The organism is Micromonospora vulcania (assembly GCF_042658605.1).
GTDB lineage: Bacteria > Actinomycetota > Actinomycetes > Mycobacteriales > Micromonosporaceae > Micromonospora > Micromonospora vulcania.
On the sequence record NZ_JBHSQS010000001.1, the window covers coordinates 97,529 to 109,205 of the forward strand.

An 11,677-nucleotide genomic window follows, 5' to 3' on the forward strand; every position below is an offset into this window, starting at 1 on the left:
GACTATCTGCCGCTGGAAGAAAATTTTCACACTTCACGCGGTTCCCGCAAGAGTTGACGCCGGATCGTGTGCCGCCGAATGGCCCCGATCGTCACGTTCGCTCGCCGTGACGGGGTCGGTGTGGCCATGCGGGGTTGACGGTTTCCTCCGCTGGGTAGCAAACCCCGATCACCGGCCGCCGTGGTGGTGGTCGCACGGTGGGAGGGGTGGGCGCGTGTCCGTGCTGCGCACAAAACCGATCAAGGACGTGATAGCCCAGAGCGAGGGGGACGACGCCGACGGCCGGCCGGCGCTGAAGCGGCGGCTCGGAGCGGTCGACCTCACCGGCTTCGGCATCGGCATCGTGATCGGCACCGGAATCTTCACGCTCACCGGGATCGAGGCCCGGGACAGCGCCGGTCCGGGCGTGGTGATCTCCTTCGCCATCGCCGGGGTGGTCGCCCTGCTGGCCGCGCTCTGCTATGCCGAGCTGGCCTCCAGCGTTCCGACCGCCGGCAGCGCCTACACCTACGCGTACGCCACCATGGGCGAGATCGTCGCGTGGATCATCGGCTGGGACCTGCTGCTGGAGTTCGCGCTCGGCGCGGCGGTGGTGGCCCGCGGCTGGTCCGGCTACCTGGCCGAACTGCTCGACCTGCCGACCCGCTGGTTCGGCGAGGAGGGCAGCACGGTCAACGTGGGCGCGATCGCCATCGTCCTGACCCTCGGCGTCGTCGCGATCGTCGGCGTCCGCGAGTCCGCCCGGATCACCAACCTGCTGGTGCTGGTCAAGGTGGCGATCTGCGTCTTCGTGGTGGTCGCGGGGCTGTTCTTCGTCAAGGCGGCCAACCTCAGCCCGTTCGTCCCGCCGGCCGAGCCGGCCGGTAGCGGTGACGACGGCATCAAGCAGCCGGTCACCCAGGCGCTCTTCGGGCTGGAGCCGTCGGTCTTCGGGTTCGTCGGGGTGCTCAGCGCCGCCGCGGTCGTCTTCTTCGCGTACACCGGCTTCGAGGCGGTGGCCAACCTGGGTGAGGAGACGAAGAAGCCCAAGCGCGACCTCACCCTCGGCCTGCTGGGCACGCTGCTGATCTCCACCGTGCTCTACATCGGCGTATCGCTGGTGGTGGTCGGGATGGTGCCGTACACCGAGATCGACCGGGGTGCCCCGATCGCGTCGGCCTTCGAGGCGGTCGGTGCCGGTTGGGCGGCCGTACTGGTCTCCATCGCCGCCGTCGCCGGCCTGACCAGCGTCATCCTGGTCGACCTGGTGGCGATGGGCCGGATCGGCTTCGCCATCGCGCGGGACGGGTTGATCCCACCGTCGATCGCCGCGGTGCATCCGCGCTGGGGCACCCCGTACCGGGTCTCGGCGATCATGACGGTGGCGGTCGCGTTGCTGGCCGGCTTCCTGCCGCTCTCCGCACTGGCCGACCTGGTCAGCATCGGCGCGCTCTGTGCGTTCGTACTGGTCTCGATCGCGGTGCCGATCCTGCGTCGTAAGCGGCCGGACCTGGAACGGCCGTTCCGGGTGCCGTTCTCGCCGGCGCTGCCGATCGTCTCCGCGCTGGCCTGCCTCTACCTGATGCTCAACCTGTCGGTGGAGACGTGGCTGCGGTTCCTGGCGTGGATGCTGCTCGGTGGGTTGATCTACTTCGGCTACGGCTACCGCCGCAACCGGCTGGCCCGAAACGAGGACGCGGTGGTGCCGGCACCCCGCGAGCCGGCGGCCGAGATCTGAAGGTTGTTGGTAAGGAAGGGTCCCTTGCTATACACGAGGCGATAGCAAGGGACCCTTCCTTACCCCTCAGGGGCGGCGCTGCGGGCCGGCGGTCGGGCCCTGTACGACGGGCTTGCCGTCGACCCAGGTCACCTCGTCCAGCCAGAGTTGGCGGCCCGGGTCGGTGCTGCCCTCCTGCCCGGGCGGCCAGGCGTGGTACAGCAGCCAGGTGCGGCCGTCCTTGACCACCATCGAGGCGTGGCCGGGGCCGGACGCGGCGTCGCTGGTCTTCAGGATCGGGTTCTCGGCGGCCTTCACGCACGGGCCGGTCGGGCTCTCGCAGACCGCGTAGCCCTCGGCGTACTCGGCCCGGTCGTAGGCGTTGGCCGCGAAGAAGAGGTGCAGCCGGCCGTCCTGACGGTGGAAGAACGGCCCCTCGATCAGGGTGCCCTCCCACGGCTCGGACTGCTTGAGTAGCTTCGTCGGCTCGCCCACGAGGGTCAGGCCGTCGTCCGCGAGGCGCTGCGACCAGAGCCAGGTGTCGACCCCGATCGCGTTGCCGTCGTTCTTCCACAGCAACCAGAGGCTGCCGTCGGTGTCCCGGAACGGGCTCGCGTCGATCGCCCCGCCCAGGTCGGCCTGGCAGATCAGCGGGCCGGTCGAGTCGTCCCGGTACGGACCCTGCGGCGCGCTGGCCACCGCCCGCCCAACGCACTGCCGCCCGGATTCCCGACCGGCGACGGTGTAGTAGAGAAGGAAACGGTCCGGTGCCAGCTGGATCGCCTCGGGTGCCCAGGTCTTGCCGGCGTCCGCCCAGTCCGGCAGCGTCGGCAGGGCGTCCCCGGCCTCGGTCCAGTCGACCAGGTCGGTCGAGGTGAGCACCGGGACGTTGCGGCCCCCGGAGTTGGTGTGGAACAGATACCAGGTGTCGCCCACCTGGATCGCCTGCGGGTCTGGTGCGTCGGTACGCACGACCGGGTTGGTGAACATGCTGGGGTCGCTCCCGCTGCTCGTGGGGGTGGGTTCGCTGTCGCTGGCGCAGCCCGCGACGAGCAACGCGGCGGCGATGGTGATCGCCGCCGCGCCGCGACGCAGGATTGGTGCCGCCGTCATCCCTTCAGACCGCTGCGGGAGACGCCCTGGATGATGTGCCGCTGGGCCAGTACGAAGAGGATCAGCACCGGCAGGCTGGCCAGCACCGCGCCCGCCATGATCACTGGGTAGTCGGTGACGTACGAGCCCTGGAGCAGGCCCAGGCCCGGCGGCAGGGTGAGCTTCTCCGGGCTGAACAGCACGAAGATCGGCCAGAGGAAGTCGTTCCAGTTGGTGAGGAACGACAGTACGGCCAGGGTGGCCAGCGCCGGCTTGGACAGCGGCAGCACCACCTTGTAGAAGATCTGCCACTGGTTGGCGCCGTCCAGCGTGGCGGCCTCCTCCAGCTCGTTGGGGAGCGAGAGGAAGAACTGCCGCAGGAAGAACACGCCGAACGCGCTGGCCGCGCCGGGCACCACCACGACGGCGAGCGTGTCGATCCAGTTGAGCTCGTTGACGATCAGGAAGTTCGGGATGATCAGCGAGGTCGGCGGGATGAACAGCGTCCCGACGATCAGCGCGAAGGTCACCCCGCGCCCCCGGAACCGCAGCCGGGCCAGGGCGTACGCGGCCATCGAGGCGGTCACCAGCACCAGCAGCGAGTGCAGCGTGGCGGCCACCATGCTGTTGAGGAACCAGCGCAGCACCGGATTGGCGGTGTTGTTGAGGATCTGCTCGTAGCCGTAGCCGGCGACGGGGTTGGGCAGCCAGCTCGGCGGGATCTGCTGGGCGGCGGTGTAGGTCTTCAGCGAGGTGATGACCATCCACACCAGCGGGGTCAGGAAGACCAGGGCCAGCCCGACCAGGGCGGCGTAGAGCCCGACCCGGCGCAGCCCCGATGCGGAGCCGCCGGTGGTCGGCGTGGGCGTCGTCATGGCGGTCCCCTCAGTCTTCCCGGTAGCGGAAGAGGCGGAAGTTGGCGATGCTCACGACCGCCAGCATCAGGGCGAACACGATGCTCATCGCGGCGGCCTTACCGGCGTTGTTGTTCCGCAGGCCCTCCTCGACGATGAACCAGACCACCGTGCGGGTCTCCGTACCGGGCGCCCCCTGGGTGATCAGGAACGACTGGCCGAACATGTTCGCCGAGGCGAGCACGGTCGTGGTGATCACGAAGAGCAGCACCGGACGCAGCCCGGGCAGCGTGACGTTGCGGAACCGCTGCCAGGCGTTGGCGCCGTCCATTCGGGCGGCCTCGTACAGCTCCGGCGAGATGTCCTGCAGGCCGGCCAGGTAGATCACCGCGTTGAAGCCGGAGGTCCACCAGACGGTGACACCGACCAGCGAGATCCACGCCCACGGCATGTTGGTCACCCACGGGGTGTCCGACGGCAGTCCGACGGCCCCGAGGAGCCGGTTGACCAGGCCCAGGTTGGCGTCGAGCAGGAACCGCCAGAGCAGGCCGATCACCGCGACGCCCAGTACGTACGGCGCGAAGTAGATCGCCCGGAAGAACGTCCGACCCGGGAAGGAGCGGTTCAGCAACATCGCCAACCCGAGCGGTACGACCACCAGCAGCGGCACCGACAACACCGTGAAGATCGCGGTGGCGCGGACGCTCTCCCACCAGTCGCCGTAGATGGCGGAGTCGCTGGAGAACAACTCCTTGTAGTTGTCCAGCCCGACGAACGGCCGGTTGGGCAACTGGAAGTCCCACTGGTGCACGCTCAGCCAGAGGCCGAGGACGATCGGCAACAGGCCGAAGACCCCGAACAGGACCAGGTACGGGGCGAGGAACAGATATGGCGTCGCCCGTCCGGTCCGGCTCGCCGAAGCGCCCCGGCGGGCTCCGTTGGCCGCCGAGGGCGGCGCGTCACCGCGCGCCGCCCCGACCTCGATCACGTCCGCCACTGGTTATCAGCTCCCGTACTTTTTGCGGTTGTCCTCGAGCTGCTTGTTGGCCTTGGCCACCCCGTCGTCGAGCGCCTGCTTCGGCGACTTCTTGCCCAGCGCGGCCACGTTGAACGTGTCGTAGAAGGTCTTGATGACCTCGCCGAGGCCCGGGGTCGCCGGCGGGAACGCCGCGTACTCCAGCTCGGGGGCGAGCAGCGAGATCTCCGGCAGCGCCTTGAACTCGGCGCTCTCGCGGACCGCCTTGCGGGCCGGCACCTGGCCGCCCTTGGCCCAGTCCAGCGAGTGCTGGCTCAGCCAGTTGATGAAGACCTTCGACCCGGCGAGCTTGTTGGCGTTGGCGGCCCGCTGCTTCACGATGGTGAAGTTGTGCGAGTTGGCCCAGGCCGCCTTCTTGCTGCCGATCTGGGGCAGCGGGGCGACCCCCCACTGCACCTCGGGGCTCTTCTTCAGGTCGTTGATCTGCCAGATGCCGTTCCAGGTGAAGGCGTTCTTGTTGCTCTTGAACGCCAGGTACTCGGCGTCCTGGCCGACGTTGGCCGGCGAGTGCCCCTGCTTGATCATGTCGACCAGCCAGGTGCACGCCTCGACCGCCGGGTCGGAGTTGAAGGTGGCCTTGGTCACCTCGGCGTCGAAGAGGGTGCCGCCCCACTGGTTGAGCAGGGAGTAGAAGGTCATCCCGCCGGTGAACTGGAACGGGCTGATCCAGAAGCCCTGTACGCCGGACTTCTTCAGCTCGCCCAGGGCCGCCTCGTACTCGTCCCTGGTGGTCGGCGGCTTGTTCGGGTCGAGGCCGGCCTTCTGCATGACGGCCTTGTTGTAGTAGAAGCCCAGCGGGTGCATGTCCAGCGGGATGCCGTACCGCTTGTTGTTGTAGAGCCCGCCCTGCCACACGGTGGGGGCGAAGTCCCCCTCGGAGAGCTCCAGGTTCTTGGCCACGTCGTCCAGCTCGGTGATGACGCCGCGAGCGGCGAAGGTGGCGAGCTGGTCCATGTGCATGACCGCGATGTCCGGGCCGTTGCCGCTGGAGGCCGCACCGGGGAGCTTGTTGTAGTAGTCCTCCCACTGGTACGTGGCCACCGACACGGCGATGTTCTGGTGCTCGGTGTTGAACTGGTTCACCAGCGTCTTGAAGATGTCACCGTCGCCGCCGGTGAAGCCGTTCCACAGCTTCAGGTCGACCTTCGGGCCGGTGTACTCCTTGCCGCCGTTGCCGGCGGCCGGTCCGGAGTCGCTGTCACCGCCGCCGCAGCCGGCGAGGGTCAGCGAGGCCGCGGCACCAAGTCCGAGTCCGAGGCCGAGCAGGCGCCGCCGGCTCATGTCGTTCTGGATCATGCTGGTATCTCTCCTTGGGGGGACGGAATGAATTGTGCCTGCTCAAACCCGGTACGACATCAGGCGCCAGCCGGGCCGAAGCGCAGGACGCTCCAGGAGACGGCGGGCAGTCGCACGGTGCACCGTCCGCCGTCGGTGGTGGGGGTGGGCAGTTCCTGAGGCGTCACCCGGTCGGGCTCGGCCTCGGTGTTCGTCGCCGACGGGTCAGACCCGGCAGCGATGCTCTGCAAGGACAGACCGGACATGCCCGGCAGGCCGCGCAGGTCGATCTCCAGGGGGAGGTCGGTGGTGTCGCGGTTGACCGCGAACACGGTCAGCTCGCCGGTCTCCTCGTCGTGCACGGCGACCGTGTCGAGCACCGGCACCTCGCCGAACCTCTTCGTGTCGTAGCGCGGCGACACCGGCTCGGTACGCAGCACGGTGCCCCGGGCGTACCGGGCGGTCAGCGCGAACGGGTGGAATATGCTCTGCCGCCAGGCGGGGCCACCGTTGCGGGTACGGATCGGTGCGATCACGTTGGCGAGCTGGGCCTGGGCGGCCACGCCGACCCGGTCCGCGTGCCGCAGCAGGGTGATCAGCAGGTCGCCGACCACCACCGCGTCCACCGCCGTGAAGTCGTCCTCGATCAGCGCCGGGGCCTCGACCCAGCCGCGCCGGTCCAGGTCGGCCTGGAGGCGGGACTCGTACCAGACGTTCCACTCGTCGAAGGAGATCTTCAGCTTGCGCTTGTGCCGCTGCTTGGCGGCCACGTGGTCGGCGGTCGCGACGACCTCGGTGATGAAGTTGTCCATGTCGACGGCCGAGGCCAGGATGCTGGCCTGGTCGCCGTCGGACGGGTCGTAGTAGGTGTGCGCCGAGATGTAGTCGACGTGCTCGTAGGTGTGCTCCAGCACGGTCGCCTCCCACGCGGCGAACGTGGGCATCCGACGGTTGGAGCTGCCGCAGGCGACCAGGCTGATCGACGGGTCGATCATCTTCATCGCCCGGGCGGCCTCGGCGGCCAGCCGGCCGTACTCGTCGGCGGTCTTGTGGCCGACCTGCCACGGGCCGTCCATCTCGTTGCCCAGGCACCACAGCCGCACCCCGTACGGGTCCTCCGCGCCGTGCTTACGCCGCAGGTCGGAGAGCTCGGTGCCGCCCGGGTGGTTGGCGTACTCCAGCAGGTCCAGTGCCTCCTGCACGCCGCGGGTGCCCAGGTTGACCGCCATCATCGGCTCGACGCCGGCCTCGGCGGCCCAGGTCATGAACTCGTCCAGCCCGAACGCGTTGGTCTCGATCGTCTTCCAGGCCAGGTCGAGCCGGCGCGGCCGGTCGCCGACCGGCCCCACCCCGTCCTCCCAGCGGTAGCCGGAGACGAAGTTGCCGCCCGGGTAGCGGACCACCGAGACGCCCAGCTCGCGGGTCAGCTCCAGCACGTCGCGGCGCAGGCCGCGGGAGTCGGCGGTGGGGTGGCCGGGCTCGTAGATCCCGCCGTAGACGCACCGCCCCATGTGCTCGACGAAGGAGCCGAAGAGACGTCGGTCGGCCGGTCCGATCGAGAAGGCCGGGTCGATCGTCAGCTGCGCGGTCCGCAAGGGTGCCACCTTTCCTCATTGCCGGTGCCGGGTGACCGCAGTCACCGCCCACCCGGTGTTCACCGTTTCTACAACGTTGTAGGCAACGTTGTAAAGGGCTGATGACGAGGTATGGTGCGCTGGGTTACATCGGGGAGGTTGCGGAGTGCGACACAGGCTCAAGGACGTGGCCGAACGTGCCGGCGTGTCGGTAAAGACCGTTTCGAACGTGGTGAACGGTTACGTGCACGTCCGTCCGGACACCCGCGCCCGGGTCGAGGAGGCGATTGCCGAGCTCAACTACCGGCCCAACCTCTCCGCCCGCCACCTGCGCAAGGGCCGCACCGGCGTGATCGCGTTGGCCGTGCCGGAACTGGACATCCCGTACTTCGCCGAACTGGCCCGCTACGTGGTCACCGCGGCCGCCGACTTCGGCTGGACGGTGCTGATCGACCAAACCGGCGGCGCGCGCGAGCAGGAGCGGGTCGTCGCCTCCGGCATCACCGACCACCTGATCGACGGGCTGATCTTCAGCCCGTTGGCGCTCACCGCGGACGAACTGGCCAACCTCGACGGCACACCGATGGTGCTGCTCGGTGAGCGGGTCGACCACGGCCCGGCGGACCGCGTGGTGATCGACAACGTGACCGCGGCCCGCGAGATCACCAGCCACCTGATCGGGCTCGGCCGGCGGCGGATCGCGGCCATCGGCTCGCAGCGCACCGCCGAGGGCGCCAGCGCCCGTCTGCGCCTGGCCGGCTACGCCGACGCGCTGCGGGCTGCCGGCCTCGACTACGACGAGGCCCTGGTGGCGCCCGCGCCGGCCTGGCACCGCGCCGACGGCGCGGCCGCCATGCGCGGCCTGCTCACCTCCGGGGTACGCCCCGACGCCGTCTTCTGCTTCAACGACACGCTCGCCCTGGGTGCCCTGCGCGCCCTGCACGAGGCTGGCCTGCGGGTGCCCGAGGACGTGTCGGTGGTCGGCTTCGACGACATCGAGGACGGCCGCTTCTCGATCCCGACCCTCAGCACCGTAGCCCCGGACAAGGCACAGATCGCCCGGCTCGCGGTCGAGCTGCTCGCCAACCGTCTGGACGGCGACCCCGCCGCCCCCGCCCGGGAACTCTCCGCCCCCTACCGCCTGGAATTACGCGAATCCTCCCAGGCATCCTGAGCGCCGCAAGGTCGGGTCAGTCGAAGAAGCGCGCCAGGTGGGACTTGGTCGGAAGGTCGGCGTCCGGTGGCAACGGGGTGAGGTCGGCGAAGATGGAGGCGCCGTCGCAGCCGGAGTGCAGCGGATACCAGCGCGGGGTGCCCGGCGGCCGGAGTTGGCAGATCCCCTTGAACGTCTGGACGTCCATCAGCCGTACGTGGGTCGGGTCCGCCACCGCGTTGACATGCCCCCACCAGGGGCTCATCACGTGCAGCACACCACCCGGGCGGAGTACCCGGTGGCACTCGTCCACCAGCGGCAGGAAGTCGATCAGGTGCTCCAGGATGTGCACCGCGAAGAGGACGTCCACCGAGTTGTCGGCCAGCGGCAGCGAGCCGGACAGGTCCGCCACCGCGTCCACCCCCGGTGCCGGATAGATGTCCAGCCCCAGGTTGCCGGACCACTGCTTGCTCGGCCCGCAACCGAGGTCCACCACCACCGGCGCGCGCCCGGCCACGCCGACCCGGCACCAGACGCCGTAGACCCCGGCCAGCCGCCCCACCAGGTCCCGGACCAGCCGCAGCTCGGCGGGCTCGGCCACCTCCCCGCTCAGATGGGCCACGCCCCGGTCGAACCGCACCTCGACCGCCAGGCCGCGCAGCCGGTCGTCGTGCCGGACCTGGTCGGCCCACGCGTCGGCGAGGAAGTCGTCGATCGCCCGAAGCCGGTCGGCCGAGGGCGGAGTCTGTGCCAAAGCGACCATGCGGGCCACCTCCCGCCGCGCGTTACCCGCATCCGCGCCCGGTATGCCCGGCTCGCCCGGCCGGAACCGGCGCGGTGGCGTGGCGTGGCACGGCCGGCGAACGGCGTGTCGCGGCGCGAGGGGCAAGGCAGGGCAGAACGACATACCTCAGAGTCATAAAAATGCCTCTGAGGTATATGGCTCAACCGAGACACCGGCCAGGCCCGGGTCGCGCCGCCCGCCCTCGGCGGTCAGCCCGAGAGGGTGCGGCGGCCGGTCCGGACGCCGCGCATCCGCTGCCGCGGCGGTGGCTCGGCGGCCTTCGGCCGCTTGAGGTGGTAGCGGTGCAACTCGGACAGGCCCTCCAGGGACGGGTCCTCGCTCATCGAGACCAGCTCCCACCCCTGGTCACCGGCCCGGTTCAGGTGGGCCAGCGCGGTGTCGCCGTACGGCGTCACGTCGACCATCGAGCCGTCCGGGCCGTACCAGACAAAGACGACCTCCCAGCCGAGGTCGGTGGTCGCAGCCTGACGGCGGCGGACCAGCAAGGCGTACTCCCACTTGAGCATGGCGTCATTCTCACCCTGCGGAGGCCCGCCGGCACGGATCAATCCTCGGCGATCCGCCCGGCGTCGACCCGCAGCCGACGGTTCGTCTCGATGGCCGCCAACATGCGCCGGTCGTGAGTGACCAGCAGCAGGGTTCCCGGGTAGCTGGCCAGCGCCGACTCCAACTGCTCGATGGCGGGCAGGTCCAGGTGGTTGGTGGGCTCGTCGAGCACCAGCAGGTTGACCCCGCGACCCTGGAGCAGGGCGAGCGCGGCCCGGGTCCGCTCGCCGGGGGAGAGAGTGGCCGCCGGCCGGGGCACGTGCGCCGCGCGCAGCCCGAACTTGGCCAGCAGGGTCCGCGCGTCCGCCGGCGACATGTCCGGTACGGCCGCCCGGAACGCGTCGATCAGCGGCGCGTCGCCGAGGAACAGGCCCCGCGCCTGGTCCACCTCGCCGACCACCACCCCGGGCCCCAGCGCGGCGGTGCCGGCGTCCAACGGCAGCCGGCCGAGCAGCGCCGCGAGCAGGGTGGTCTTGCCCGAGCCGTTCGCCCCGGTCACCGCCACCCGGTCCGCCCAGTCGATCTGCAGGTCCACCGGCCCGAGGGTGAACCCGCCCCGGCGTACCACCGCACCGCGCAGCGTGGCCACGACGGCGCCGGCGCGGGGCGCGGCGGCGATCTCCATCCGCAGCTCCCACTCCTTGCGGGGCTCCTCGACCACGTCGAGCCGTTCGATCAGCCGCTCGGTCTGCTTGGCCTTGGCGGCCTGCTTCTCGGACGCCTCGCTGCGGAACTTGCGGCCGATCTTGTCGTTGTCGGTGGCCTTGCGCCGGGCGTTCTTGACGCCCTTCTCCATCCAGCCGCGCTGGGTCCGGGCCCGCGCCTCCAGCCCGGCGCGGGTGTCCGCGTACTCCTCGAAGTCGGCGCGGGCGTGCCGGCGGGCCACCTCGCGCTCCTCCAGATAGGCCGCGTAGCCGCCGCCGTAGTGGTGCACCTGCTGCTGCGGGAGGTCCAGCTCCAGCACCCGGGTCACCGTGCGGGTGAGGAACTCCCGGTCGTGGCTGACCAGCACCGTGCCGGCCCGCAGCCCGGTGACGAACTCCTCCAACCGCTCCAGCCCGGCCAGGTCCAGGTCGTTGGTCGGCTCGTCGAGCAGGAACACGTCGTAGCGGCTGAGCAGCAGCGAGGCCAGCCCGGCCCGGGCCGCCTGGCCACCGGAGAGCCCGGTCGTCGGGTGATCCAGGTCGACCGCGAGCCCCAGCTCGGCGGTCACCTGCTCGGCGCGTTCGTCCAGGTCCGCGCCGCCGAGGCTGAGCCAGCGCTCCAGCGCGTCGGCGTACAGGTCGTCGGCACCCGCCGTTCCGGCGGTCAGCGCCTCGGTCGCCGCGTCCAGAGCGGTCTGTGCCGCGGTCACCCCGGTCCGGCGGGCCAGGAAACCGCGCACCGTCTCGCCCGGTCGCCGTTCCGGCTCCTGCGGCAGGTGCCCGACGCTCGCGGAGGGCGGGCTGAGCGTGACGCTGCCGGCCTCCACCGGCAACAGCCCGGCGAGGGTACGCAGCAGCGTCGACTTGCCGGCACCGTTCGGCCCGACCAGGCCGACCACGTCGCCCGGGGCGACCACCAGGTCCAAACCGGCGAAGAGGGGGCGGTCGCCGTGCCCGGCGGCCAGGTCCTTGACGATCATCGTGGCGCTCATCAGGACGGCA

10 protein-coding genes are annotated in these 11,677 nt (G+C 70.4%); 2 read left to right on the forward strand and 8 right to left on the reverse strand.

All coding sequences use genetic code 11. The features are described from left to right. The first annotated feature begins 214 nt into the window (after positions 1-214). Positions 215-1,717 (forward strand): amino acid permease, encoded by a 1,503-nt coding sequence (locus ACFQGL_RS00480; protein ID WP_377503844.1) that lies wholly within the window; start codon positions 215-217, stop codon positions 1,715-1,717. A 66-nt stretch (positions 1,718-1,783) separates the two neighbouring features. Here ACFQGL_RS00480 and ACFQGL_RS00485 read toward each other — a convergent pair whose 3' ends face one another. The 5 genes from ACFQGL_RS00485 to arfA are packed head-to-tail and all read right to left on the reverse strand — an operon-like array spanning position 1,784 to position 7,548. Then, positions 1,784-2,809, reverse strand: a complete 1,026-nt coding sequence (locus ACFQGL_RS00485) for a glycoside hydrolase family 43 protein (RefSeq protein ID WP_377503846.1) — start codon at positions 2,807-2,809, stop codon at positions 1,784-1,786. After that, on the reverse strand, positions 2,806-3,663 hold the full coding sequence (locus tag ACFQGL_RS00490; protein ID WP_377503848.1) for a carbohydrate ABC transporter permease: 858 nt from the start codon (positions 3,661-3,663) through the stop codon (positions 2,806-2,808). Before ACFQGL_RS00490 ends, ACFQGL_RS00485 begins: the two co-directional genes overlap by 4 nt. Before the next feature lie 10 nt (positions 3,664-3,673). Next, entirely contained in the window at positions 3,674-4,639 is a 966-nt protein-coding gene (locus tag ACFQGL_RS00495; RefSeq protein ID WP_377503850.1) for a carbohydrate ABC transporter permease, read from the reverse strand. A gap of 6 nt (positions 4,640-4,645) precedes the next feature. Next, a complete protein-coding gene (locus ACFQGL_RS00500) occupies positions 4,646-5,974 on the reverse strand; it encodes an ABC transporter substrate-binding protein (RefSeq protein WP_377503852.1) in 1,329 nt (442 codons plus the stop codon). Between the two features lie 59 nt (positions 5,975-6,033). Continuing rightward, positions 6,034-7,548, reverse strand: a complete 1,515-nt coding sequence (gene arfA, locus ACFQGL_RS00505) for an arabinosylfuranosidase ArfA (RefSeq protein WP_377503854.1) — start codon at positions 7,546-7,548, stop codon at positions 6,034-6,036. A 145-nt stretch (positions 7,549-7,693) separates the two neighbouring features. Here arfA and ACFQGL_RS00510 point away from each other — a divergent pair, with 145 nt between their 5' ends. Beyond that, positions 7,694-8,701 carry a LacI family DNA-binding transcriptional regulator gene (locus tag ACFQGL_RS00510; protein WP_377503856.1) on the forward strand — a complete coding sequence of 336 codons (1,008 nt, stop codon included), beginning with the start codon at positions 7,694-7,696 and terminating at the stop codon, positions 8,699-8,701. 16 nt (positions 8,702-8,717) lie between these two features. Here the strand turns inward: ACFQGL_RS00510 and ACFQGL_RS00515 are convergent, their stop codons facing one another. The 3 genes from ACFQGL_RS00515 to ACFQGL_RS00525 form a co-directional block, all read right to left on the reverse strand. Beyond that, complete coding sequence (locus ACFQGL_RS00515; RefSeq protein ID WP_377503858.1) at positions 8,718-9,443, reverse strand: methyltransferase domain-containing protein; 726 nt, start codon at positions 9,441-9,443, stop codon at positions 8,718-8,720. 230 nt (positions 9,444-9,673) lie between these two features. After that, positions 9,674-9,991 (reverse strand): hypothetical protein, encoded by a 318-nt coding sequence (locus ACFQGL_RS00520; protein ID WP_377503860.1) that lies wholly within the window; start codon positions 9,989-9,991, stop codon positions 9,674-9,676. Between the two features lie 38 nt (positions 9,992-10,029). Further along, the gene (locus ACFQGL_RS00525; protein WP_377503862.1) at positions 10,030-11,667 is read right to left on the reverse strand and encodes an ABC-F family ATP-binding cassette domain-containing protein; all 1,638 of its coding nucleotides are present in this window, start codon (positions 11,665-11,667) and stop codon (positions 10,030-10,032) included. Between the last annotated feature and the right edge of the window lie 10 nt (positions 11,668-11,677).